The organism is Rhodomicrobium lacus, assembly GCF_003992725.1.
Lineage (GTDB): Bacteria > Pseudomonadota > Alphaproteobacteria > Rhizobiales > Rhodomicrobiaceae > Rhodomicrobium > Rhodomicrobium lacus.
In genome coordinates, this window is record NZ_RZNF01000007.1 from 74,373 (window position 1) to 99,579 (window position 25,207).

Sequence of the window (25,207 nt, forward strand, 5' to 3'; positions counted from 1 at the left end):
CACGCCTGCCTGCCGCATTCTTTCGACAAGCCCTAAAATGGCTTCAAAACGATAGCACGGTTGCGGGCGCTTCGAAGGGTGCCTCCTTCGAAGCCTTGGCCGACGGTGCTCTGGCTGTCCGGCGGTCAAAGGCATTGCGTTCCTTCCGAACTGAAGTTTTTATTAAAATCGGAAAAAATGGCGGACAGTCGCGGAGTGGCCGCGCGGTTCGCGCGAGATTACGGCATGACATTTGCGCAAGGCGGCTACATTTCTCTGGAAGCAGATTTTGGCGGAACCGGCGTTTTCGTGCCGGTCGGGCACCTGCTGCAGCCGAAGCTTGTCTTGACCTCGGCCGTGAAGGATCTGCTTCGGGAGCGCAAGCTGGAGGAACGGCAAGTTGTTCTCCTTCATGCCGTCGCCACGCGTATCTCGGGCGAATGTGCCATCGCGAACGAAGCCGTATTGAAAAGCCTGAAGGAAGTGCGGGCTTCCTCTCTGGTGCTTGAGTGGCGCGTCGCTTTTCCCGGACTGGGCGCGGTCCGCGCTCTTTTCGCGCTTACGGTGCTGGAAGAAGCCACCGGCGTGGAGAACTTTCGCGTGGCTTTGCACCTCGCCGGCCGCCCGCTGCTTGAGCCTTTATGTTGCGAAAATAAATGCTAAACTCCCGCCTGATCTCCAGCAAGGATCATCGGTTCATCGTGTGTTCAGCATCAGGAGTCTATCTCTGGCCTCGAACCGCACATGAAATACATGCTCGCTGCCCTCGTGATTTCGACCGCAGCCGGCGGACATCTTTCCGCTTCGGCGAGCGAAGCCACGTGCTCCGCAAGCTGGACCAGAGGAAATTACAAAACTTACCAGCAGATCCAGGACGAGTTGAAGGATCGCCTCAGAAACGCGAAAATTCTGAAACTGTCGCTTTGCGCCTCGGCCTCGGAACCCTATTTTCAGGCGACGATCCTCAACGAGTCCGGCAAGGTGGTGATCGTGAAGCTTGCCGCGCGCTGAAAAGCATGGCGGCGAAGGGTGCTTCTGGGCCGTTGACGACGGCATTCGACATAAAAAAGTGTCTGGATCGGACCGCTGGGTAACGGATGCGTATTCTCGTGCTCGAAGACGATGTGGATTTGAGCCGCCAGCTCGTCGCGGCGATGACGGAAGCAGGCTATGCGGCCGACGCGGCCTTCGATGGCGAGGAAGGCGCCTGGCTCGGCGAGACGGAGCCTTACGACGCAATCATCCTCGATCTGGGCCTTCCAAAGCTCGACGGGCTTTCCGTCCTCGAACGCTGGCGCAAGGCGAACGTCAAGACGCCTGTGCTCATCCTTACCGCGCGCGACCGGTGGAGCGAGAAGGTCGCCGGCATCAACGCGGGCGCGGATGATTATGTCGCCAAGCCGTTCCAGATGGAGGAGGTGATTGCCCGCATCCGCGCCCTGCTGCGCCGGAGTGCCGGCGTCGCCAAGGCCGAACTCGACTGCGGCGAGTTGCGGCTCGACACTCGCACCGCGCGCGTAACCTACAGGGGAACCGCGGTAAAGCTGACCGGTCTCGAATTCCGGCTTCTTTCCTATCTGATGCATCATCAGGCGCGCGTCGTCTCACGGACCGAACTCGTCGACCACCTTTACCAGCAGGATTTCGAGCGCGACTCGAACACCATCGAGGTCTTCATCGGCAGGCTGCGCCGCAAGATTCCCGCCGACGTCATCCACACGGTGCGCGGGCTTGGCTATTGCCTCTCGGCCGCCGCCGATCCCGAAGGGGGCGCGAAAAAAGGCTCATGAAGGGCAATTCGCTCGCACTGCGCCTTCTGATTTCGTCTGCGGCCTGGATCGTGACCATCCTTGCGATCACCGCCGCGATCCTGATCTCGCTGTGCGACAACATCCTCGAAGCCAGCTTCGACGCGCGCCTCAACCAATATCTCGAAAACATCATCGCGCGGACGGCGCCGCAGGGCACGCACGACATCCGCCGCCCCGACGATGACGGGGAGCCGCTGTTTTCCAAACCGCTGTCGGGCGCATATTGGCAAATCCGCCCGCAGGATCCCAACAGCGAGCCGATGTTCAAATCGGCCTCGCTCGTCGGCGAAACGTACAAGACGCCGAGTGAACTCGGAATCAAGCCCGACGAGCGGCAGCTGCGCCAGACTTACGCCGAGGGCCCGGAGGGGCAGCTTCTTCGCGTGCTGGAGCGGGATATCGATTTCGGGCAGGAGAACGAGAGCCGTATTTTCTCGATCTCCGTGGCGTTCGATACCGCAGACATCGATACGGAGGCGCGCTATCTCACAAACATCATCGTTCTGACGCTTGCGCTTCTCGGCGGCGGATTGCTGCTGGCAACGTTCTTTCAGGTGCGGTTCGGGCTCAGCCCCTTGCAGGACATGGGGCGGCAGCTTGCCGCCATCCGCGCGGGCGAGGAAACGAAGCTGACGGGCACACCACCGGCTGAAATCCAGCCCCTTCAGGAGGAGCTGAACGCGCTCATCGAGGCAAACCAGAACGTCGTGGAGCGCGCGCGGACGCATGTGGGCAACCTCGCGCATGCGCTCAAGACGCCGCTCAGCGTGATCATGAACGAGGCCGATTCGCAGGAGGGCGAGTTTGCGGGCAAGGTTTCGCGGCAGGCCACGATCATGCGCCAGCAGATTTCGCATTACCTCGACCGCGCGCGCATCGCGGCGCAGATCCGCCCTGCCGTGGGCGTCACGGACGTCGGCGCGGAATTGACCGCGATTTCCCGCGCGCTCAAGAAAATCTACGAAGCGCGCTCACTGACGCTCGAAGTGGAATGCCCCGGCGGCGTCCGCTTCTTCGGCGAGAAGCAGGATTTCGACGAGATGGCGGGCAATCTCATGGATAACGCCTGCAAATGGGCGCGATCGAGCGTCGTGGTGAGGGTCGAGCAGCCAGCGGTCGCGCGTGGCGAACGTACCTTCCGCCTGATCATCGAAGACGATGGGCCGGGTTTGCCGGAGTCCTTCCGGCAGAGTGCCGTCAAGCGCGGACAGCGGCTCGACGAAAGCGTTCCCGGCTCGGGGCTCGGCCTTTCCATCGTCGCGGATCTGTCTCACCTCTATCGTGGGTCGCTCAGCCTCGAAGAAGCTGCGGGGGGGGGCCTTCGCGCGTGCCTGATGCTGCCGGCGGCGTAATGGACGCAAAAATGCCCGATTGCCCCGTAAACCCTTCCAAAAGGTTAACGGCTGGGAGGGGCAGCGATTCGGGCTGCTTCGCAGGGGACAATGAAGAAACTCACACTTTTATTCGCTTCGCTCGCGCTGGCAGTCGTGTCGACGGGGTGCGCCACCAAGGAAGATACGGGCACGCTTCTCGGCGCGGGCACGGGCGCGCTCATCGGCAATCAGTTCGGCCATGGCGGCGGGCGCGTTGCGGCGACGGTCGGCGGCGCGCTGATCGGCGGCTTCATCGGCAATCGCATCGGCAAGTCGATGGACGACGAGGACCGCCGCCGCGCCTACGAAGCGCAGTATGCCGCTTTCAACAGCGGCCAGCGCACCGAATGGCGCAACCCGAACAACGGCCGTTACGGCTACGTGACGCCGCGCCGGGCCTACACCTACCAGAACTATCAGTGCCGCGAATTCGAGCAGACGATCTATATCGACGGACGCCCCGAAACGATGGTCGGCAAGGCGTGCCAGCAGCCCGACGGAACGTGGCGCGAGGCGTAGAGAACGCGTTCTGGTCGGATTGCATCGAATCCGATCGGGCAAGAGGCCCGTTACCAAGAGACAGACCGCTATCCGACATGTTTTTCAACCTGATCGGGTAGCGCTTTGATTCCGGCATATGCCGTTTGACTCCTCGCGGAGCAAAGCGATGCGCCTTGCAACGTCGTGCGGCCAATCGGACGCGGCACGACGCGGTGAATCTTGGCTGGTCCGCTCTGACGCAGGCCGATTCAGGTTTTACGATTGACGCGCGACAAGCAAAAAAGCGCGCTCTGATACTTCAATGCATACGGCCCGCAATTTTACATCAGGACCGCACGGCTTAATTCATGCGACAATCAGAACGCGTACCTTTGGATGAAGTTTGCCAGCGCGGCCGCACCCTCGGCATTCGGGTGAATTTCGTCTTTGTAAAAGCGAAGATTCCACGCGGACGCGTCGCCCTTGTAGATCTCGACAAGGTCTACAATCTTTATTTTTCTGGAGAATCTCTCTTCTGAACCAGTCAGTTTCTCTCGAAACGACTCCCCCGACTTGAACTCATCGGTAGTCGGATACAAGACGATCGAAACATCGGTATCTTTGTAATCATCAAGGAACTTGTTAACCTCCTCGACGAGATCGGGGTCTTTGACGACCAGCTCCCTCGGTGTCGATGCTTCACAATCCGGAAGTGCGTATTTTCTGACAGCAAAATATAAATGCGAAACGGGTGAGGATGTTGGATGCGTGCTATTGCACCTCCAGGAGGAGGGAGCGTCAAAATCAGCACTGTTCAAGACGAAGATGATTTTCTTCGGACTTCCTATGAATTTTTTCGCTGCAATGAAATAGGCCAACTCGTTTTTAAAACTCCAGCTCCCGTCCGCGATAGCAAAAACATCGAAAGGTGAGACAGCGTCCAGTCTCTCGCCCACACGCTCGGACTGAGCCAAGGGATTACCGCCAAAGACGACACTGTCTCCGGCAACGATGATGGCCTCTCTTTCTCCGGGATAAGTTTTCCGGCTTATCATCGATAGATTGTTGATCGTCCAGTCATTCAACAAAAACCGTCCACTCTGGTTCGCCAATGGAATATATCCGGTGGTCGGATTTGCGCTCCTGATCGGCACGTCAGCCAAGCCAGCAATTCTGACGGATGCTTCAGCGGCCACAACAACAAGAAGCAATGCAACTATAGCAGCTTTGATGTATTTCATTTCAAGCTCCAGCAAATTCTCATGCGTTAAAATGCAAGCTATTCCGACGAAGGCGAATGCAATTCATTTACATAATATTTACAACAAACGTCCCTCTGTCAGGGAAAAGGAACGCATTTACGCCCCGGCTTCAAGTGCGGGCTCCGCGGAGGAATGCGCCGCCTCGTTCGCCACGGCGGGCGCCCCCGGCAAGCCCCTTGACGCTCCTTCGCGCAGAGACACGATGCGGCGGCGGACGAACTCCACATTGTCGCGCAGCGTGTAAAGGTCCGCCGAAAGGTGGGTGGGCACCGAAATACGCCACACCGCCTCTTCGACGCGGTCGAGGTCGCGTTCCTTCTGGGAGATGAATTCCGCGGACGCCTTCTTGTGCGTGAGGTTCTTCTCGATCCGCTTCAACTCGCGATACCAGTGCAAGATGCGCTGCCTCATCCGCCAGTTGTAGAGAAGCGGCACGATGCGGGCGAGCGGGATCACCACGCCGATCATCGGCAGGATCAGGATCGCCGCGCGGTCGATAAGCGTGGCGAGCCAGAACGGCAGGATGCGCTGGAAGAAGGTCGGGCCGTTCTTGTAGACGCGCGTGGCGTCGTCGATCATCGGGAATTCGGGATCGTCGGTGAGGCTTTCCGGCCCGAGCGCGAACAGCTTCGACTCGCCCGACGGCTTGAGCGTGGGCTGGCTCTGCACCTTCAGCACGGCTTGAGCGAGGATCGCGAGCAGCGCCGGATGCAGATCGTCGCTCACGAGCAGCATCGCCTTCGTCGAGACGAGCACGGTGTCGACCGGCGGAATGTTCTGCGCGAAATCGATGACGCCCCTGCGCATCGTGACCTGCGTCAGGTAAGGGTAGCGCTGGATGAGCGCATCCGCCTGCGCCATGCTCATCAGCCTGGTGCCGTCCTGATGCAGCAGGCGTTCCACCGTCCTCGCTTCGGGGCCGAGTACCAGAAAGCCTGCATCCGCGTCGCCTTTCGCAAAGGTTTCGACATAGTCCGGAAGCTGCGAGGCGATCAGCGTCGAATTCTCGGGTGTAACGCCGTTCGCGTCGAGTAGCCGCTTCGCGAGAACCTCCGTGCCGCTGCCTTTGGGGCCGGTCAGGATGCGCTTGCCCTTGAGGTCGGTGATGTGCGTAAGCGTGGCCTCGCCGCGATAGAAGATCCACACGGGTTCGGTGATAAGCCGCCCCATGGAGAAAAGTGTCGGCGATTCGATGTGGTTCGTGAGGCCGCCCTGCACGATGCCGGCCTGAACGTCGCTTGCCCCATCGTTGAGCAGCCGCAGATTTTCGAGAGACCCCTGCGTCTCGCGCAGTTCGAGCTTGACGCCCTTCTTCTCGATTTCCTGCTTGAGACGGAGCGCGAGTTCGTTATACGGGCTGCCCTTGCTTGCGGCCGCCAGCACGAACGAGTCGGGCGGCGCGGGCTTGACGTAGCGCAACGTGAACCACACGGCGCCCACCGCCAGCGCCAGAGCCGGAATGAAGACGGCTAGATATTCCCAGGTGAAGAAGCGTCTCATGGTAGCGCTCCGGACGGGTTAGGCCGACCGTTCCGTCTTAGGGGCGCAAAAGGGTTAACGCAATCCTAAATGTCGCAGTCTGTATCCGCGCGCACGCGCTGCTTGCCGAAAAGCAACCTCTGGCGTTCAATCTGATAAAAATGTCAGCGGAGGAACGCATGGCCGATTACGAACCGCGAACCCGGCTTGAAACGCACGAGGTCACGAATATGCCGCCGCCCTTCGGGGGCGTGAACCTCTACGAGACGGATATCGCGCTGAAGGAAGCCGTGCGGCTTCAAGGCGGCGAGTGGGTGGACGGGCCGCTATCGGCGCTCGGCGCGGCGGCGGGGACCGACGAGGCTTTGCAGGCCGGAGAGGATGCGAACCGCTTTCCACCGGAGCTTCGCACCTTCAACCGGTTCGGGGGCCGCATCGACGAAGTGCGATTCCATCCCGCCTATCACCGATGCATGGCGCTCGCGATGGAGCACCGCATCCATTCCATCGGCTGGCGCGAGAAGCGGCCCGGCGCGCATGTCGCCCACGCGGCGGCTCTTGCCATCGGAAGCCAGGCGGAGGCGGGCACGATGTGCCCCATGAGCATGACATATGCCAGCGTGGCCGCCCTTCGGAAACAGCCGGACGTGGCGGCGGATTGGCTGCCGAAGATCGTCGACGGCCTCTACGATGCGCCGCTGCGCCCCATCGCCGAGAAGCGCGGCGTCACCATCGGCATGTTCATGACCGAGAAGCAGGGCGGCTCGGATGTGCGCTCGAACAGCACGCGCGCGGTGCCCATGGGCGCGGGTGGCCCCGGCGGCGAATATCTGCTGACCGGGCACAAATGGTTCTGCTCCGCGCCGATGTCCGACGCGTTCCTGACGCTCGCCTGGACGGATCGCGGCCTATCCTGCTTTCTCGCTCCACGCATCAAGCCGGACGGCGCGCGAAATCCCATGAACCTGATGCGGCTGAAGGAGAAGCTCGGCAACAGGTCGAACGCGTCGGCCGAATTCGAATACAAGGATACATTCGCCTGGATGATCGGCGAGGATGGGCGCGGCGTCGCCACCATCATGGACATGGTGCACCATACGCGGCTCGACACAACGGCGGGATCGCTCGGCATCATGCGGCGCGCGCTCGCCGAAGCCGCGCATCATGTGCGCCACAGGCGGGCATTTCAGAAGACGCTGATCGATCAGCCCGTGATGCGCGCCGTACTCGCGGACCTCGCGCTCGACTACGAGGCCGCCGCATTGTTCACCATGCGAATCGCCCGCGCCTATGACGGCACCACGCCGGAGGAACGCGGCTTTGCGCGGCTTGGCGTGGCCCTCGGCAAGTTCTACATCGCCAAGCGCTCCGCGCCCTTCGTGGCCGAGTGCATGGAGTGTCTCGGCGGCGGCGGCTATATCGAGGAGGCGGCCACGGCGCGTTACTATCGCGAGGCGCCGGTGAACGCGATCTGGGAGGGGTCGGGCAACGTCATCGCACTCGACATTCTGCGGACGCTTCAGAAGGAGCCGGTTGCGTTCGACGCCCTGCTGGCCGAGCTTGCCGCGGCGCGAGGCCGTCACGCGGCCTACGACGCGGCCTTCGATGCGCTGCATCGGCTGCTCGGCGGCGGCGTGGCGGAGGCAGACGCGCGCCACGTCGCCGAGCGCATGGCGCTGGCCCTGCAAGCGGCCCTCCTGCTGCGCCACGGCGAGCCGGATGTGGCTTCCAGCTACTGCAATGCGCGGTTGTCAGGGGAAACGCGCGGCGTCAACTACGGCGCGAGCGGCGCGAAGCTGGCCGTGGACACGATCCTCGCGCGGCAATGATTTGTGCTCCGCATGCGTTGTGTCGCTGGCCACGGGGCAATTGACGACATTGGCGCGAAAGGGCCGCGCGGCGTTCACCGCATCGCGGCCGTTTCCCCCGAAGCGGCAGCTTGCGAGATGCTGGAGCACCACTTTCTAAAAAGTGTGCCGCCCGCGCAACTCGCATTTCCTTATTCGGTCTATCTACAACAAAAATTGTGGGAATCCGCCTGCTCTGCACAGGGGTAATTCCTTTTTCATCAGTGCAGCCATGTTCATCTGGCGAAAATCCGTCGGAGGCGTAAGTATTCGCTTGAGCGTTCACGAATGCGTAAGACTCGGCACCAGGCGAATGCGCGCGGTTGAGCGTTATGGTTTGTATGTCTTGTCGGAGTCCGGCGCGCGCGCATGGCGGCGTCAAATCGAAACCGGGAGAGTGTCATGGCTGAGAAAAATCACGCACCAGGACGGGGGCGCGTCTACAACTCCATCACCGAGACCATCGGCGACACGCCCATCGTCCGCCTCGACAAGCTGGCCAAGGAAAAGGGCGTCAAGGCGAACCTCCTTGCGAAGCTCGAATTCTTCAATCCCATTTCCAGCGTGAAAGACCGCATCGGCGTGTCGCTCATCGACTCGCTTGAGAAGCAGGGCAAGATCGAGCCGGGCAAGAGCACCCTGATCGAGCCGACCTCCGGCAACACCGGCATCGCGCTCGCCTTCGTCGCCGCCGCGCGCGGCTACAAGCTCATTCTCGTCATGCCGGAAACGATGTCCATCGAGCGCCGCAAGATCGTGGCCCTGCTCGGCGCGGAACTCGTCCTCACGCCTGGCGCGCAGGGCATGAAGGGGGCGGTCGCGAAAGCCAACGAACTTCTCGCCGAATATCCGGGCGCGGTCATCCCGCAGCAGTTCGAGAACCCGGCCAACCCGGAAATCCATCGCCGGACGACTGCCGAGGAAATCTGGAACGACACCGAACACAAGGTCGACATCATCATTTCGGGCGTGGGCACGGGCGGCACCATCACGGGCGTCGGTCAGGTGTTGAAACCGCGTAAGCCGAGCCTCAAGGTTATCGCCGTCGAACCGGAGGAATCGCCGGTGCTTTCGGGTGGCAACCCGGGCCCGCACAAGATCCAGGGCATCGGGCCGGGCTTCGTGCCGGGCGTGCTCGATCGTGAGGTGATCGACGAGGTCGTGAAGGTCAACAGCCAGACAGCGCTGGAAACGGCGCGTCATGTGGCGCGGCTCGAAGGCATCCCGGTCGGCATTTCCTCGGGCGCGGCCATTGCGGCGGCGATCGAGGTTGGCGCGCGGCCTGAAAATGCGGGCAAGAATATCGTCATCATCGTGCCGAGCTTCGCCGAGCGCTATCTGTCGACGGCGCTGTTCGAGGGGCTTGCGTAAGCTTCCCCGCATCCACCCTCCCCGCGCCGCCGCGAGATAATCGCGGCGGCGTTCTTTTTGCCGAGCGCGCGGCTTGCGCGCGCCGCGATTGCATGGCATCGAGCCGCGCATGTCCGCTCCATCCGCGCCAACCGTCCACATCCTGAAACTCTGCGTCGGCTGCGACAGCATTGAAGCGCTCGCCGACTGGCAGAAGCAGCGCCTTGCTGCGGGTCACGCGCTCATCCATACGACACGGCAAACGCCGCGCCGCGAAGGTTTCGGCGATGGTTCATCGCTCTATTGGGTGATGGGGGGCTTTGTCCGCGTCCGTCAGCGCATCGTCGCTCTTCACGAGATGCGGGGCGCGGACGGCATCATGCGCTGTGGTCTGGAACTCGGCCCGCAACTGGTGCCGACGGAACCGCTGCCGCGTCGCGCGTTTCAAGGCTGGCGCTATCTTCCCGCCAACGAAGCTCCGCGCGATCTGATCGCGGGATCTACCGCCGAAGAAGGCGCGATGCCGCCCGAGATGCGCGCCGCGCTTGCAGAGCTTGCGCTGATCTGAACGACGCCCCGAAGACCCGCCACAAGCAAGGCTCGCTCAAGCTTCGCTCGGTAGCATGATCCCACCTGCGCGTCGGCTTCGAGGCTGCCGCGGGTGATGTATGTTTGATGATGCGCGCGAAGCGAGAGCATTTTCCGGGCATCGCAGAAACGGCCTTCGGAAATCGCGCGAAAATGCATGGAAGCGTTTCCCGGATTATGCTTTGCGAAACGCTGTTTGGGACCGATCGATATGAGCCATTGGCCAAGAGCAATTCGTGACCCGAGAGTGGGGTTTGCGGCTCTTCTTGTTTCGGGCCTGCTCGCCATTTCTGCCGTGACGCCAGTCTCCGCCTGGGAACGCGGGCCGGGACCGGGTGCCGCCTTTGCAACCGGCCTCGCCGCCGGCATCATCGGCATGGGCATCGCGACGGCGGGCCCACCGCCGCCGCCGTGGTATTACGGCTATTACGGTCCCGCCTGCCGTCCCGGTCCCGTTACCTGCCGGGAGTTCGTGCCGCCTTGCTTCCAGAACCGGTTCGGCGACATGATCTGCCCCGCGCCCGAGCAACGCTGTTACAGCCAGCCGGTCTGCTATTAGAATACTCACGCGTGCGCCCGCTGGCCGATCGTGCCACAGGGCGCGGACCGGCGATTGCGGCGACCAGCGCGCGGCATGCAAACGCTGCCAGACGCCGTCTCTCCGCACGCGCCCGGCACCGGATCGTCCGCGCCCTCGACCATGGCTAACAGGTCGTTTACTGAACGAGGCATTCATGCGCCGTTCAGGTGGAAAAGAGCAATGTCATGGTCATCCGATCCCTGACGGTTAACCATCACGAACCTTTCCTCGGCCCACTCCGGGAGGTATGCAGTTCAGGGGCTGCATACCTCTCTTTCTTTTTACCTGAAGCTCGTCCGCTGGCGCTTGTGAACCTTCTCTTGCGAACCTAGTTTTTGAGCAAGATCAAAAGCTGGTTAGAAAAAGGAGATGCCCGTGGCATTCGAACTTCCTCCCCTCCCCTACGCCTACGACGCCTTGCAGCCCTACATGTCGGCGGAGACGCTGCAATTCCACCACGACAAGCATCATCAGGCTTACGTCGACACCGGCAACACCCTGCTCAAGGGTTCGGGCCTCGAAGACAAGAGCCTTGAGGACATCGTCAAGGCGGCCTATGGCAAGAATCAGCCGCTGTTCAATAACGCCGGCCAGCACTATAACCACCTGCATTTCTGGAAATGGCTGAAGCCGAACGGCGGCGGCAAGTCGCTGCCCGGCAAGCTCGCCGCGAAGATCGACAGCGATCTCGGCGGCTACGACAAGTTCCGCGAGGCGTTCATCGAGGCGGGCAAGACACAGTTCGGTTCCGGCTGGGCATGGCTGACCCTCAAGGACGGCAAGCTCGAAGTCACGAAGACGCCGAACGGCGAAAATCCGCTCGTCCATGGCGGCGTGCCGCTGCTGGGCGTGGATGTGTGGGAGCACTCCTACTACATCGACTATCGCAACGCGCGGCCGAAATATCTCGAAGCGTTCGTCGACAACCTCATCAACTGGGAATACGTCGAGGAACTGTTCGAGAAGGCGCACGGCTGACGCGCAGTCGCCCCACCACCGAAATGCAGGCAAGTGGCCGGGATGTCCCCGGCCATTTTTTTGGCTGGCCTGCGCGGATGCGGCACGCAGAGGCCGTCAGGCGTCGGCGAAGGTGGAGAGCGTTTCCACGTCGCCGCTCCACGTGTAAGCGGCAATGAGCGGCTCGTCGGCGGTTTCCATCACATGCACGATGTTGGACGGATGAACGATGAAGGAGCCGGGCACGCGCTCCTGCGTCACGCCCGCCGCCGTCCATCGCGCCGTGCCGCTCAGCACGTAATAGGTTTCGACGGCCGGGTGGCGGTGTTCCGGATAACGGACGCGCGGCCCGATGGCAGTGATGCCGAGGCACACGTTTCTGCTTCCGAACGGCGCGATTGGCCCGACAAGTTCAGCCCACGCCATGCTGTTTTCGAGCCCGGGCAGATCGGCGCGCGGCTCGTAACTGTAGCGCCACGGAAGGGCGGGGAACAGCGGGCGGAACGCCGCCAGCACATCCGCGACCGTCCCGTTCCGCGAGGCGAGGTTGCCGGAGAGCGAGCGCGTCACGCCGTGGCCGCTCGGCTTCAGATGGTCGAGGTCGGGCCTTGCAAAGTCCACCTCGTCGAGAAGCGCAAGAACGGTAGAAAGCTCGTCCGCAACCTCGCCACCATGGGTCTGGCGAAGCCGCGCATAATGCGAGCGCAACAGCTCGATGGCGGCGAGGACGCTCTGGAGCGTCTTTGGTGCAACGGCGTCGGTCATGGCGTCATCCGACCCACGAGCGCAGCGCCGCGAAGGTGTGCCCGATCGCCTCGCCGCGCTTCCATGCCTCGTAAGCGTCGGCAGGCGCGAGCCGATCGGAGGCGATGCTGTCTTCGATTTCGAGCGCCCGAGCGCCGGAACTCTCAAGACCGACGCCGTCGAACGCCTCGGCGAGGCGTGCCGCAAGGTAGAAGTGGAACGGTCCATAGCCATCGCGCTGGCGCTCTGCATGCCCGCGAATGATCTCCTCCGGCATCGCCTGAATCTTCCAGCCATAGGTGTAGATTTCGGACTTGAGGCCCGCGAGCGTCGCCATCTCCTGAAACAGCGACAACGGCACGCGCCCGCCGAGCATCGAGAGCACGGCTCCCCCCGGCTTCAGGAAGTCCGGCGCCTGTTGCAAGGCCAGATAATGGAGCGCGAGGAAGTTCTTCTGCAGAATGTCCGGCACCGGCTCCGCTCGCGGCGAGAAATGGCCGGAACTCGTGCGCTCCGCCGCGATGCGCTCGGCGTCGTCGATCTGAATGTTCGGCAGGTTCTCGTAAATGAGATCGTAGCGCGGCGACACCGGACGAAGCGGCGACAGCAGATCGCCCGCGCCCGCGTCGAACGCGACGCCGAACGGATCGCGCAGATTGCGGGTGATGTTGGTCAGGGCCGACGACACCACTTCCTCATGCACGTCGGTGATGCCGATCCGCGTCGCGCCGAGCGTTTCGATAGCGGCGAGCGCGTCGAGACCAACGCCCGTGCCGATGGAAGCGAACGCCACCTGCACACCCTGGCGCTGGCGGATCAGCTTGAAAGCGGGCACGGCGACGCTTGCCACCCAGTCGGCGGCAAGCTCGTCGGGCAGCGGCACGAAGCTGCGGTCGGTATAGGTGATGGCAAGCCGGCTGGCGACGCGTTCGGGCTTGCCCGCCAGGTCGAGATAGCGCGCGGCGTCGACCTCAATCGTCGGATGACCGGCGCGCACGTCGGTTTCGGATGTCAGGGGCATGGAAACTCTCCGCTGCGGCCGCTACTGAAGCGCCTGTTCAAAATCCTCGACGATATCTTTCGTGTCTTCGATGCCGACGGACACGCGGATCATGTCGGGCGTGATGCCGGACGCGCGTTGCTGTTCTTCCGTGAGTTGGGCGTGTGTGCTTGAAGCCGGATGCAGCACGGAGGTGCGCGCGTCGCCGACATGCACGACGAGCGCCGCCACCTTCAGCTTTTTGACGAAGCGGTCGATGGCTTCGATGCCGCCGGAAAGGCCGAAGGTGAGCACGCCGCTGCCGGCGTCTTTCAGGAAGTATTTTGCGATGCGCTCACGTCCGACCGGATTCAAGCCGGGATAATCGACGAACGTCACGCGCGGATGATCTTTGAGGAACGTCGCAAGCGCCAGCGCGTTCTCGCTGTGCGCGCGCATGCGAAGGTGCAGCGTCTCGAGCCCGAGCGAGAACAGGAATGCGTTTTGCGGACCAAGGCACGCGCCGAAGTCTCGCAGGAACTGTGCGCGGGCCTTCGCGAGATACGGCGATTTCGGGAACTTCTCGATATACCGCGCGCCGTAATAAGTCGGGTCCGGCTCTGTGATGTCGGGGAACTTGCCGTTCGTCCAGTCGTAATTGCCGCCGTCGATCACGATGCCGCCGATGCTGGTCGCGTGACCGTCGATATACTTGCTGGCGGAGTGCGTGACGATGTTCGCCCCATGCAGGAACGGATTACAGAGCACAGGCGTGGCGAGGGTGTTGTCCACGATGAAAGGCACGTCGAAGCGACGCGCGAGGCTTGCGAGCTTGTCGAAATCGAGGATGTTCAGGCCGGGATTGCCGATGGTTTCGCCGAACAGAACCTTGGTGTTCGGGCGAAACAGCGCCGCGATTTCTTCCTCGGATTGCTCCGGCTCGAAGAACGAAGTCTCGATGCCGTATTTCTTCAGCGTATTGTTGAAAAGCGAGAACGAGCCGCCATAAAGCGCCGTCGACGAAACCGCGTGATCGCCTTCCTTCAGGATATTGGTCAGGGCAAGCACGTTTGCGGCCTGACCTGATGCCGTCGCGACGGCGGCGGCGCCACCTTCAAGAATGCGCACCTTCTCCTCGAAGGCGGTCACGGTCGGATTGCCGGTGCGGCTGTATTTGTATCCGAACTCCTGAAGCGTCATCACGCGGTTCACCTGCGCGATGTCGTCATATTTGTAGGTCGTGCTCTGCACGATAGGAGCGATGCGGGGCTCGCCCACCTTCGGCGCATACCCCGCCTGAATACAGAGCGTACCTTTTCCGTAAGTCGTCATGGCTTTCCAGTATCCTCAACGGAGGAAAGCTGCGCGGAAAGCCCGCGCAGCAAATCCATTCTCGGCGCTTGCCATTTTGGGTGCGGCAATTAGAAGAAAGTTCTAACCGAGTTGAGGACACAAGTGCAGGAAAATTTGCATCCGATCCCGCGCGCTGGCGGCGGCGAAATCGGATGCAAACGTCAAAGCTGCATGGGAACCAATGCGTTACTGGCAGTCTTGGGCGCATACGGGGTTCAAGACATGCCGTCACCGAACCGAACGTATGCGCCTGGGTTTTAGTAAGCGACGGAGACGCGCACGCCGCCGTAGATCGCGTCATCGCCGCCTTTTTCAATGCCACCGACGTTCCACATGTACTGGAGGTCAGGCTGGATGGTCAGGCCGGGCACGATCTGCGCCTTGTAGAAAAGTTCGACGACAGACTCGTACTTCGAATTCGCAAAATCTTCGCTATACTTGATCGCGTCGTCAGAGACGCTCGCATAGGCGAAGCCAGCCCCGAAGCTGTCGTCCGGACGGCTCGGGATGAAGCCGGAGAAGACAACGCCGCCGTCGAAGTAGAAGTCCACCGCGTTACGATCCGAGGGCGTGCCGGCGACGCGGGCAAACACATTGATGCCCTTCTTCGGGTCGTCAGGCAGCGCGTAGATCTGCTGGTCGATCGAGGCGTAGAAGCCGTAGTTCGAGTCGAACAGACCCGTCTTGTAAACCTCAAAGAAGCTCTTGTCCTCGGTGTGCTGCCACGAACCGAGCTTGATCGTGCCGGGCAGGCTCGTTATGCCGGACGGAGCAGGAGCGAAGTCCTTGTAGCCCTTGTAACCGCCGTCCTTCAGGCCGCCTTCCGCCTTGGCGGGCTGATTGTACTTGTATTGCAGTTCCTGGATCAGGAACGGATCGTCGTTCGTGCGGAACGCCGTACCATTCTCGTTGGTGTCGCCGGCGGGATTAGTCGGGCTGCCGTTGTAGATCGCCGCGAGGAAGGTCAGATTGTCGGTGAGGTCGACCTTGACGCGTGCACCCGGCGTGGCCAGCGGATAGGCGTTGGCATATCCGACGTCCGCCGCCCAGATGCCGGCCCAGCCGAAAGTCGAGTTGATGAAGTTGCCGCCGGTTTCGCTGGTGAAGAACTCGCTGTCGACCGCGAGCTGACCGGCGCGGATCGAAACGCGCTCGCCGAACTTCTGTTCGAGGTAGAGTTCGAAGAGATACGTGCTCGGATCGGCTTCGATGGAACTGATCGCCATGATCGGCTCGCCGAGATGGCCGCCGAGACCGCGCCCATGGAGCTGGTAGCCATTGGCATGGAAGGTCAGCCCCTTGAGGCCCCAAAGCTTTTCGAGGTCTGCGTCGACGAGGAGTTCGAGGCGTCCCTGATAGGTCGAACCGTCCTTCGCGCCGCCCGAGCTGGAAAATGTCTCGCCGATGTAGTTGATGCCGTAGGTGATGCCTTTTTCTGCGAGCGCTGCGCGAGCGCCGGCATCGGGGCCGCCGTTCAGGCTGGTTGCGATGGACGCCTCTGGTAGGCCGTCCTTCTCGTCCGCCAGCGCGGCGGTCGCGCCAAAGCCAAGCGCAAAGATTGCAGCGGCGCTGCACGCCGTGCCCATCATCTTCATTGTCATGTATGTGCCCCCCAAAGGTCACCTTCGCCCAATTCGAAGCCTAGCCCGGCCCCTTCTTCAACAGTTCTACTCGCGGTTGCCGATCGCAACCGCCCTCCCGCCAACGATCATCGCACCATCTGATGCCTATGAAAAAGAATGGCGGGAGCTATGCAGCCAAAAATCGCCGCACTATAAAGATTCAGATATCGATGCTTCGGATGCGGGTCAATCGGCTAGACTAGCAATATTACAGTTTAGAAGCATTCTCGATTGCAAGCGTTGCTCAAAAACACGTCCTTAGAACCGGTCTAAATCGAAAAGATAGGCGTTGCGCTTACGATAATCACGCAGTAACCATGCCAGCGCGCCACGGTTTACTTTCGATATAGCGACCACGCGCCAGCCGGATGCGAGTTTTCTTGCTGAACGAACTAGAATAATTCAAGGAGAAGCTTGGATGAATTACAGAATCGCGGGCATCGCCGCGCTCTCTGCGTGCCTTATTATTTCGGCAGCTTCGGCCAAGGAAATTCCGATTGGCGAAGCTCAAGAAAAAAGCGGCCTGCGTGTCGGGGCCGTTTACCTTCAGCCGATCGAGATCGACGCTCCGGAACTCATGCGCGACCCGAAAGAGTCCGACTTCCATGTCGAGGCGGATATCACCGCCGCCAAGGGTAATGCCTGGGGCATCGAGGAGGGGCTCTGGTTTCCCGGACTCGTCGTGCAGTATGAATTGACCCGCCTCGACGACAAGCAAACGGTCAAGGGCGATCTCGTCCCGGACATCGCAACTGACGGCTTCGCCTACTGCAACAACATAAAGCTCCCCGGCGCCGGTGGTGCGGGCAAATACAAGCTGACGCTGACCGTCTCCCCTCCCAGCGACAACAAGAAGCAGCGCATCGCTCGCCATGTGGACAAGGAAAACGGCGTGCCCGATTGGTTCAAGCCCTTCTCGCTCGATTATGAATTCACTTACGCCGGGACCGGCAAGAAGGGCGCCTACTAGAGTTAGCGCCCATAAACGAAGCCGTTCGACGTTTACCTATGTTTCACCCATGACGAAAATAGTCTCGTCTGCCGAATTGCGGCGGACGAGACATGTTCGCATCCGTATTTTACTCCATATTACTCTGCGGTCCGAGTAACAAACGTATTCACACCCAAAATCATCAATCTGGAACTGTTATAATTAAAGAAGATAACTATTGATTTCGAGGCATTCCCGGCGTTAAGAAAAAAGCGCTGCATTACCTGTTCGCTGCAAGCAAAAAGTTGCCGGATGAAACGAAGCTTCCGCACAGAAACACAACGGAAGCAAATGATCGGGGTATAAAAGAAGATGTTCATCAGATTGACCGGCGCGGTGGCGCTGTCCGCCTGCATCATGACTTCGCAAAGCTTTGCAAAAGAGTATCCCATCGGCGAAGCGCAAGAGAAGGGCGGTCTGGAAGTCGCCGCCGTTTACCTTCAGCCCATCGAGATGGACCCGCCCGGCATGATGCGGGATGCGAAGGATTCCGACGTTCACCTTGAAGCCGATATCAAGGCTGCAAAAGGCAATGAGAACGGCTATGCCGAAGGCGACTGGGTGCCCGCGCTCAACGTCAAGTACGAACTCACGAACCTCGACAGCAAGAAGGTCATCTCCGGCGACATGATGCCGATGGTGGCGAACGACGGCCCTCATTACGGCGATAACGTCAAGCTCGCGGGCCCCGGCAAGTACAAGCTCAAGCTCGATGTTGCCCCGCCCAGCTCAGACAAGCACTCGCATTTCGGTCGCCATGTCGACAAGGAAACTGGCGTCGCGCCCTGGTTCGCTCCATTCTCGGTGGAGTACGAATTCACCTTCGCAGGCACCGGCAAGAAGGGTGCCTATTAATATAAGGCGGTTCACACGCTGATCGCCAGCGGGAGTCGGTCCGCGTCGAGCAATGCGCCGGACACGGACCGATTTCTCGGCGCTTCCGCGAGGCACGGAGGGAAGCCATCTCATGAAATATCGGACCAAAGCCGCTTTAGCGGCGCTTTGTCTTGCTGTTGCGCCGCAGCTCGCTCTCGCGGACGAGCCCGTATTCGAAATCGAGATGAAGGACGGGGTCATCACGCCGCCGCGCCTTGAAGTTCCGGCGAACACGCGTTTCAAGATCGTCATCAAGAACACGGGCACCGTCCCGGCCGAGTTCGAGAGCTACGAACTCCGCAAGGAGGAAGTCGTCCCCGCGGGAGGCACCGGCCGGATGATCATTCGGCGTCTCGATCCCGGCGAATATAAGTTCTTCGATGAGTTTCAGCCCGACGCTCCGCCGACGGTGCTCGTCGCCAAGTGAATACCGCGCCGCGACGGCATGCGAGGTGTAGCAGAGGCTCTGGCGCGATGTTTGCGGATTGGGAGCATCCTGCAATCATCGCGCCCTTCCTTGTGGTATGGTCGCTGCGAGAACAATGATCGAAGTGACGTCGTCTGCAGACATGCTGAACCGAACACCCATTGAACACGGACCGGGCCATTCGCCCTGTTGCGACACGCATCTTTCCGCAGCCGATCCTCGACAGGTCGACGAGGTTCCAAGGGCGGCGCGCGTCGACCGCTGGATCGCGGCGGCCGGGGAATGGCTCGCGCGCAACCAGCGCGCCGTGATGGCGGTTCAGTGGATCATCGTCGGGATCTACGCCCTTCTTGTTGTCGTACCCGCCTTCCTGCCGCCACCAGCGCGTACGGCGCATATCTGGACGAACCTGACCCTCTTCGCGCAGTTCGTGTTCTGGGGCATCTGGTGGCCCTTCGTGCTCGTCAGCATGGTCATGGTCGGGCGCCTCTGGTGCGGCGTCATGTGCCCGGAAGGCGCGCTGTCGGAAACCGCGAGCCGACATGGACGCGGCCGCTCGGCCCCTGCCTGGGTCAAATGGAAGATGTGGCCGTTCGTGGCCTTCGTGCTGACGACCGTCTACGGCCAGATGCTGAGCGTCTACCAATATCCCAAGCCCGCGCTTCTCATCCTTGGCGGCTCGACGGTTGCCGCTATCTGGATCGGCTACATGTACGGCCGCAACAAGCGCATCTGGTGCAAATATCTCTGCCCGGTGCACGGCGTGTTCGGCCTTCTGTCGAAGCTCTCTCCGCTGCATTACCGCGTGGACCGCGCCGCATGGGACGATTCCACCAAGCCGGTCGCCCGGCTCAATTGCGCGCCCATAGTGCCGATCCGCACGATGCAGGGAGCAAGTACGTGCCACATGTGCGGGCGTTGCGCCGGGTTCCGCGATGCAGTCGCCCTGTCGCGCCGGACTCCCGGCTCCGAAATCGTCCATGTCGCGGGGTCTCAGACGAAGCCTTGGGAAACCTGGCTTATCGTGTTCGGCCTGCTCGGCGTCGCAGCCGGCGCGTTCCATTGGGCTTCGAGCCCCTATTACATCGCGGGCAAGCAGGCGGCCGCCGAATGGCTCGTCGACAAGGGCGTCATGTGGCCGATCACCGGACATGTTCCTTGGTGGGTGCTGACGAACTACCCTGACCTCAACGATGTGATGTCGCCGCTCGATGGCGCGATGCTGCTTACCTACCTCACATTTGTCGCTCTCGTGTTCGGCGGGGCGATCATGGTCTTTCTCGCGTCGGCGGGGCGGCTTCTCGCGCGGCCTCTGGGTGGGGCGACATTGGGCGCGGTCTGGCGGCAACGGACGCATCACCTGGCGCAGGCGCTGATTCCCATAGCCGGCAGCATCGTGTTTCTGGGCCTGTTGGCCACGACGACGTCGATCCTCAAGGCCGATGGCATTCGCCTCACTTTCATGCCGACGGTGGAGAATACGGTCATGGCCGCCGCAGCGCTCTGGTCCGTGGCGCTTGCGTGGCGCATCTGCGGCCTTTACGCGGGGTCGCGGACACGGCAGATCGCGGCCACGACGCTCATGCTCGGCGCGATCGGCGCGGGCGCCTTGGCCTGGGCGTTGCCTTATTAGCCGGTCAACCGCCACGAGAACGTTGATGGCAGTGCAGATCATCCGAGACCGCAGGGGCCGTTCAGACGCTCCAAGCCATGATCTCCAAGGCTTGCACCAAAGGCGGTGTCGCGACGAGCTTTACGGCGGCAAGGAAGCTGGCGGGAGCCTTGTCGCGGCGTTTGGCTATGCCAAGGCACCGTTTGAAACGCTCAAAGCTGTCGCGCCGAGCCCCGAAAAGACGAACCGCCCCTTTCGGTTACGGCGCGGCGGAATGTTGGCAAAGATCCGTTTCATGCCGCGCGCCGGGATGGCGGCCGTGAGCGCACGCCTCGATTGCTCGGCGCCATGGCGGGTGCGCCCGATGCCGTCAAGGCGTGTCCCTATTTGCTGCGGCGGTCCGAGCCGAAAAGGCTCAATACGCGCACGAGAAGCCAGACCGGCACCACGATGACCGCGCCGAGCGCAATATATCGCGCGACCTGTTTCAGCGTGTCGAGGCCGAGGGACGAAATCCAGTCGCCAAGACGCAGCATGGCCTCATAGATATTCGCCGGATCGAGGCCGAAGAACGACAACGTCAGGCCGATGATGAGCGAAGCGATTGCAAGCTTCAGTATGACGGTTGCGGGGCTGCCGCCGAAAAAGCGTTCCATGGTAGCTTGCACTCGCTCTTGCTTGCGCGATGAGCGCGCCGTGGTTTAGCCCGCGATCAAGCTTGGAAGCTCGATCCGGTTCGTCGCGAACGCAAACATCGATAGCCGGGACGGCGGGAAACGAAAAGCGAATTCGGCGTATGACGGGCGCCATGCTCCGGCCTCCGGTAGGGTCGAAGGCAATGCAACGCGGCGGCAATCCCCTGTTAACCTCCAACGCGGCAACCTATGCAAGCGGAAGCGTCTGCCGCACCGCTCAGGCGACAAACCAGGAGCAAATCAAGCCGAGAGCAAATGCCGAATTTAGCGGCAGTGCTGCCAAGGGCGCAAAAAAGCGGCATTCCTCGGTGACGCAGGCGGGAACATCGGCGGGTTCGCGTTGTTTGCCTTTCGTTTACAGGATCATGGCCTGATCGGTTCAGGCAAATGTCAAGCGGTAGCTACGATGGCCCCGAAACCTTATCTCAGAGAAGCTGACGACGGCACTTTCGAACTGGTGGTTCCCGCCGCGTTCGGTCGTGTGCACGTGCTGCCCTATTGCTTTCACACGGAGGAAGACGCCACCCGCTGGCTCACCAGCCGCAAAGGCAAGGAAAGATTGGTGAGCCTCGGACATGCCGAACACGTGACGCCCTCACGTTTCGGATCGATGGAGCAAACCCTGACGTAACAGCAGGCAGGAAAGCTCCCTCAGAACAGATCGGGGACCGCCGGAGAAGGCGATCCCCGATTTTTTTTGCGCAGAAGGCTAGACCCGCGTGTTGTAGAGCCAATCGTTCCGCTCGAGCAATTTGGCGGGCGACGATTTCTTGATGGCCAGGTCGCGGATTGCGTCGAACGGCTGCGAAACATGATAGATCCGGCCGATAAGTGCCGATCTCTCCGCCACCTGCCAGACGCGCGCCGCGCGCTTCTCGCGGAACCGGGCGAGTTTCTCTTCGATGGAGCCCTTGCGCGACAGAGCGGATGCGAGCGCCGCTCCATCCTCGATTGCCATCACGCCGCCGGAGGCGAGATAGGGGCGCATCGCATGCCATGCATCGCCGATACACTGAACACGGCCATGACCGCCTTCCCACTTCTCCAGGCTCCGCAACTGCCAGGGCAGCCAGGCTTTGGTTGAAGACACGGCTTCGCGAATCTGCGGCGCCCAGCCTTCGAGCCTGTGCAGAAGATAAGGCAGCGGGTCGTTGCGGTCCGGTTCGCCGTCGTTGCGGTAGTCGTCATCAAGGACGAGCACGCCGTTGAGCGACGAGCCGCCCGAAACCGGGTAATGAACGAAATGACCACCCGTGGCCATCCAGACGCCGATATTCTTTCGGGCCGCCTCGGGCACTGCCGTGATCGGCAGGATCGCGCGCCAGGCAACGGCGTTCGCGGAGACGGGCTGCTTCGTACCCCATGCGAATTTGCGCACTGACGAGCCGATTCCATCCGCGCCGATGAGCGCGTCGAGCGTATAGGGACGACCGCCGGCGGTGACCTGGAAACCGTCCTTGGTCAGTTCGGCGCCTGTTACTGGCGAGGAATATTTCGGAACGGCGCCAAGATCACGTGCGCGTGAAAGGAGCGCGTTCTGCAGATCCTTCCGCAGCAATGTCACGTAAGGAGCGCCATAGCGCGAACGGGATGCTTCGCGCAGCGGAACGGTGTTGAGCAGCGAACCCGTGCGGGCGCTGTGGATCTCGATATTTTCCGGCTCGAACGCCGTGCCGAGAAGCGCGACATTCCAGCTTTCGAGGATGCGCGTGGCGTTCGGGCCGATCTGAATACCGGCTCCGAAGGGTTGAAGCTTCGGCTCCGCCTCGAAGATGTCGACCGGATGACCGGCGAGCCTGAGAGCGATGGCCGCGCTCAAACCGGCGATACCTGCCCCGGCAATCGCGATTTTTTCTTTTTGTGCGCTGTTCGTCATCGCGCGTCAGCCTCCTGTGGCTCGAAAAGGCAATAGGGTGGGTCCGTTTGGTCGGGCCGCAAATTCGCATCATAGATGAAGAGGGTCGAGCAGTAGGGGCATACGATCTGATCGTCCGCGCCCATATCGAGGTAAACATGAGGATGGTCGACGGGCGGTCTGGCGCCCACACACTGGAACTCTTTCACGCCGATATGGATTTTTTCGACTCCGATGTCGTTATGGAAATGCGGTACTCCAATTTTCGCCATCAAAACCGCCTGTCTGCTGCGCGGGCCGCACGATACTCAAAAGAACCGGGCTTGCAAGTGGCGTGAAGACGCTTAGGCAAAACGCCGCGCCCCGGTTACCGATTGAGCCTCGAACCTTTTTTTTCCGGATGCGGCGAAACCGCTACTGCCTCGCCTGTGTCGGGAAGAATTCTAATCTTGCTTATGGCACCTTGCCCATCATTTTCAATCCGTAATAAGCCGCAGCTCCCAGACCTCCGCCCGCCGACAGAAGAAAAAGGGTTCGCAGGAAACTGACAAAGCCGCGCCAGAAATTGCCGCGCACCTGAACCTTCACCACCTGATCGGGAAGATGCAGGTCGGAAGCCGCTCCATTCGCATCGATGTCGCGCGCGTGAAGAGTGACAACGAGCGAGAACGGCCCCTTGTCGTTCGGCACCACAAGCCAGACCCAACTGCCGAAAGGCTCCTCCCCCATAAAGGCGGGCCGGTCCAGAAGCCATTGCGTTTCCGGCGATTGCCCTTCGATGAAAAAGCCTCCTTCCGGCGCGGTGAGGCGCACGGTTATGGCCCGCACCGGCGCGTGAGGGGACGCATCGACGCTCGCCGCGCCCTGAGGGCGCGCGCGCGCGAACAAGGCCCACGCCTCTTTCCTGGACAGGAGCAGTTCCACCGTTTCCGGCACCGCGATGCGCGTTATGCGTGGGATGGGCTGCAGAATTCTGGCGAGAAGCCCGGTGGCCTGGTCGGCGTTTCGAGTGCGCCGCTTCCCCTTCTTGTCGCCCTTCGCTTCGACAGGCGGGCGGGCTGGCTCAGTGGCAACGGGTGAAAAGCGCGGGGAAGGCGGCGCGTCAAAAGGCAGCGGCGTTGCCGGCGGTTCGAGAGCGAGGGATGGAGGCACGGGGTTAGCGAAGTCTGCCCTCTCCGCAGGGCGGCGCTCAAGTCCCAGTCGCGGGCCTTCCGGACCGCCCGCGCCGCCGGGAATTTCCGCCGCGCGCGAGATTTCGGGTGCCGGGAAGGACCAGGCCGTTTCGTTGGGCCGAGCCGTTTCGTTGGGCAAGGGCTGTTGATGCGGCTCCGTCCTGAGCTGAGGCACGGGCTGGGGCGGAAGGGCGGGATATCCATCGCCGGAGAGGCCGAAGCCCGGCTCAAGGCGCGGGGCGTCGTCGTGCGGCGCGTATCCGCTTTGCGGCAAGGGAGGCGGCGTCTGCGCGGGGAGCGCGGGACCGAGAGACGGCGGCTTGGGCACAGCCGTCGCCGGTGCTGCAGGTGCCGGCGCTGAGAGCGCCGGGAAGGCCGGCGGAGTAGAGCTTGCCGCTTCCTTCCGCTGTTCGGCTTCGAGGATGTCGCGAACACTGGCCAACATGTCGTCCATGCCGTCTTGAGCGTCGTCGGGAGCGGGCGCGCTCGTCTTTTGAGGGGGCGGAGCGACTGAAGTCGGCTTGTTTGGCTCCTGGTGCGTCGAGGGCTGGGAAGGCAGGGGCGGGGGAGCGGTCTCCTGCGGCCGGTGCGGGGAGCGGGACGACGCGATGGCGTGAAGCGCGGCCGATGGGTTGAAGCCGTTCGCCGCAAGGATCGCCGACGCGTTGCTTTCCGGTTCCCGCGCTATCGCCAAAAGGGCGAGCGCACCGTCGATTTCATGGCGTCCCGTCCGCGCCGCGTCCTGAGACGCCGCAATGAACAGCGTGTCGAACTTGTAGCTGAAATTCGGCGGGCGTCCATCCGGCACCGCGAGCGAACTCATTCGGTTGTTCACCGTGTCGGTGACGGCGGCGCGAATGAGCGCCACATCCGCACCGATTACCGTGAGGAGCCGCGACGCGTCCGGGTCGTCGAGAAGCGTGAAAAGCAGATGTTCGAGCGTGACATAGCGATGCGAGCGCTGCTCCGCCGCGCTTCGCGCGCGTCGCAGCGTGTGATCGAGATAAGTGGTCCGCGGCAATTCCACGGTCGCTTCGGAATGGTCGTTCATGGTCCCCACCACGGCCTTCCAGGCGAATGCGCCATCAGGCGCGCCCCGCGCCGAAAATCTACCGGCACGATCATCGGAACCCGGCTTCGGTTTGCGCCGAATGCAGGAGATCACTTTTTCGTCG

25 protein-coding genes are annotated in these 25,207 nt (G+C 61.7%); 15 read left to right on the forward strand and 10 right to left on the reverse strand.

Translation table 11 applies throughout. The annotated features are described in order from the left end of the window. Positions 1-225: 225 nt before the first annotated feature. The 5 genes from EK416_RS07705 (at position 226) to EK416_RS07725 (ending at position 3,682) form a co-directional block, all read left to right on the forward strand. On the forward strand, positions 226-642 hold the full coding sequence (locus EK416_RS07705; protein ID WP_127076928.1) for a phage tail protein: 417 nt from the start codon (positions 226-228) through the stop codon (positions 640-642). An 81-nt stretch (positions 643-723) separates the two neighbouring features. After that, a complete protein-coding gene (locus EK416_RS07710; protein WP_127076929.1) occupies positions 724-990 on the forward strand; it encodes a hypothetical protein in 267 nt (88 codons plus the stop codon). 86 nt (positions 991-1,076) lie between these two features. Further along, entirely contained in the window at positions 1,077-1,769 is a 693-nt protein-coding gene (locus EK416_RS07715) for a response regulator transcription factor (protein WP_127076930.1), read from the forward strand. After that, positions 1,766-3,142 carry an ATP-binding protein gene (locus EK416_RS07720; protein WP_127076931.1) on the forward strand — a complete coding sequence of 459 codons (1,377 nt, stop codon included), beginning with the start codon at positions 1,766-1,768 and terminating at the stop codon, positions 3,140-3,142. The genes EK416_RS07715 and EK416_RS07720 overlap by 4 nt, the downstream gene beginning before the upstream one ends. 90 nt (positions 3,143-3,232) lie before the next feature. Continuing rightward, positions 3,233-3,682 (forward strand): glycine zipper 2TM domain-containing protein, encoded by a 450-nt coding sequence (locus EK416_RS07725; protein ID WP_127076932.1) that lies wholly within the window; start codon positions 3,233-3,235, stop codon positions 3,680-3,682. A 338-nt stretch (positions 3,683-4,020) separates the two neighbouring features. On the opposite strand, the gene EK416_RS07730 is transcribed toward EK416_RS07725, so the two are convergent. After that, a complete protein-coding gene (locus EK416_RS07730) occupies positions 4,021-4,884 on the reverse strand; it encodes an SGNH/GDSL hydrolase family protein (RefSeq protein ID WP_127076933.1) in 864 nt (287 codons plus the stop codon). Between the two features lie 117 nt (positions 4,885-5,001). Further along, on the reverse strand, positions 5,002-6,405 hold the full coding sequence (locus EK416_RS07735) for a TAXI family TRAP transporter solute-binding subunit (RefSeq protein ID WP_127076934.1): 1,404 nt from the start codon (positions 6,403-6,405) through the stop codon (positions 5,002-5,004). A gap of 158 nt (positions 6,406-6,563) precedes the next feature. Here EK416_RS07735 and EK416_RS07740 point away from each other — a divergent pair, with 158 nt between their 5' ends. From EK416_RS07740 to EK416_RS07760, 5 genes are all read left to right on the forward strand, one after another. Then, entirely contained in the window at positions 6,564-8,213 is a 1,650-nt protein-coding gene (locus tag EK416_RS07740; RefSeq protein ID WP_127076935.1) for an acyl-CoA dehydrogenase family protein, read from the forward strand. A 420-nt stretch (positions 8,214-8,633) separates the two neighbouring features. After that, entirely contained in the window at positions 8,634-9,602 is a 969-nt protein-coding gene (gene cysK / locus EK416_RS07745; RefSeq protein WP_127076936.1) for a cysteine synthase A, read from the forward strand. Between the two features lie 109 nt (positions 9,603-9,711). After that, on the forward strand, positions 9,712-10,149 hold the full coding sequence (locus EK416_RS07750; RefSeq protein WP_127076937.1) for a DUF1489 family protein: 438 nt from the start codon (positions 9,712-9,714) through the stop codon (positions 10,147-10,149). 267 nt (positions 10,150-10,416) lie between these two features. Continuing rightward, positions 10,417-10,728 (forward strand): hypothetical protein, encoded by a 312-nt coding sequence (locus EK416_RS07755; RefSeq protein ID WP_127076938.1) that lies wholly within the window; start codon positions 10,417-10,419, stop codon positions 10,726-10,728. Between the two features lie 396 nt (positions 10,729-11,124). Beyond that, positions 11,125-11,727, forward strand: coding sequence for a superoxide dismutase (locus EK416_RS07760; RefSeq protein WP_127076939.1), 603 nt, complete (start codon positions 11,125-11,127; stop codon positions 11,725-11,727). Between the two features lie 96 nt (positions 11,728-11,823). Here EK416_RS07760 and EK416_RS07765 read toward each other — a convergent pair whose 3' ends face one another. From EK416_RS07765 to EK416_RS07775, 4 genes are all read right to left on the reverse strand, one after another. Continuing rightward, on the reverse strand, positions 11,824-12,471 hold the full coding sequence (locus EK416_RS07765) for a dimethylsulfonioproprionate lyase family protein (RefSeq protein ID WP_164729914.1): 648 nt from the start codon (positions 12,469-12,471) through the stop codon (positions 11,824-11,826). Positions 12,472-12,475: 4 nt separating this feature from the next. Then, positions 12,476-13,471, reverse strand: coding sequence for a hypothetical protein (locus EK416_RS17715; protein ID WP_164729915.1), 996 nt, complete (start codon positions 13,469-13,471; stop codon positions 12,476-12,478). A 21-nt stretch (positions 13,472-13,492) separates the two neighbouring features. Then, positions 13,493-14,761, reverse strand: a complete 1,269-nt coding sequence (locus tag EK416_RS07770; protein ID WP_127076941.1) for an O-acetylhomoserine aminocarboxypropyltransferase/cysteine synthase family protein — start codon at positions 14,759-14,761, stop codon at positions 13,493-13,495. A 278-nt stretch (positions 14,762-15,039) separates the two neighbouring features. Then, a complete protein-coding gene (locus tag EK416_RS07775; RefSeq protein ID WP_127076942.1) occupies positions 15,040-16,383 on the reverse strand; it encodes a carbohydrate porin in 1,344 nt (447 codons plus the stop codon). Positions 16,384-16,822: 439 nt separating this feature from the next. On the opposite strand from EK416_RS07775, the gene EK416_RS07780 reads away from it, so the two are divergent. From EK416_RS07780 to EK416_RS07795, 4 genes are all read left to right on the forward strand, one after another. Beyond that, positions 16,823-17,374 (forward strand): iron transporter, encoded by a 552-nt coding sequence (locus tag EK416_RS07780; RefSeq protein ID WP_127076943.1) that lies wholly within the window; start codon positions 16,823-16,825, stop codon positions 17,372-17,374. 378 nt (positions 17,375-17,752) lie between these two features. Beyond that, positions 17,753-18,250 carry an iron transporter gene (locus EK416_RS07785; RefSeq protein ID WP_425376113.1) on the forward strand — a complete coding sequence of 166 codons (498 nt, stop codon included), beginning with the start codon at positions 17,753-17,755 and terminating at the stop codon, positions 18,248-18,250. Between the two features lie 112 nt (positions 18,251-18,362). Continuing rightward, positions 18,363-18,698 carry a cupredoxin domain-containing protein gene (locus tag EK416_RS07790; RefSeq protein WP_127076945.1) on the forward strand — a complete coding sequence of 112 codons (336 nt, stop codon included), beginning with the start codon at positions 18,363-18,365 and terminating at the stop codon, positions 18,696-18,698. Between the two features lie 310 nt (positions 18,699-19,008). Further along, positions 19,009-20,331 (forward strand): 4Fe-4S binding protein, encoded by a 1,323-nt coding sequence (locus EK416_RS07795; protein WP_425376114.1) that lies wholly within the window; start codon positions 19,009-19,011, stop codon positions 20,329-20,331. A 362-nt stretch (positions 20,332-20,693) separates the two neighbouring features. Here the strand turns inward: EK416_RS07795 and EK416_RS07800 are convergent, their stop codons facing one another. Then, on the reverse strand, positions 20,694-20,966 hold the full coding sequence (locus EK416_RS07800) for a DUF6460 domain-containing protein (protein ID WP_127076946.1): 273 nt from the start codon (positions 20,964-20,966) through the stop codon (positions 20,694-20,696). 445 nt (positions 20,967-21,411) lie between these two features. On the opposite strand from EK416_RS07800, the gene EK416_RS07805 reads away from it, so the two are divergent. Continuing rightward, entirely contained in the window at positions 21,412-21,636 is a 225-nt protein-coding gene (locus EK416_RS07805; protein ID WP_127076947.1) for a hypothetical protein, read from the forward strand. Between the two features lie 78 nt (positions 21,637-21,714). Here the strand turns inward: EK416_RS07805 and EK416_RS07810 are convergent, their stop codons facing one another. The 3 genes from EK416_RS07810 to EK416_RS07820 form a co-directional block, all read right to left on the reverse strand. After that, complete coding sequence (locus tag EK416_RS07810) at positions 21,715-22,881, reverse strand: FAD-dependent monooxygenase (RefSeq protein ID WP_127076948.1); 1,167 nt, start codon at positions 22,879-22,881, stop codon at positions 21,715-21,717. Next, complete coding sequence (locus EK416_RS07815; protein ID WP_013419557.1) at positions 22,878-23,132, reverse strand: zinc-finger domain-containing protein; 255 nt, start codon at positions 23,130-23,132, stop codon at positions 22,878-22,880. Before EK416_RS07815 ends, EK416_RS07810 begins: the two co-directional genes overlap by 4 nt. Positions 23,133-23,313: 181 nt before the next feature. Further along, on the reverse strand, positions 23,314-25,083 hold the full coding sequence (locus EK416_RS07820; RefSeq protein WP_164729916.1) for a Clp protease N-terminal domain-containing protein: 1,770 nt from the start codon (positions 25,081-25,083) through the stop codon (positions 23,314-23,316). Positions 25,084-25,207: the final 124 nt, after the last annotated feature.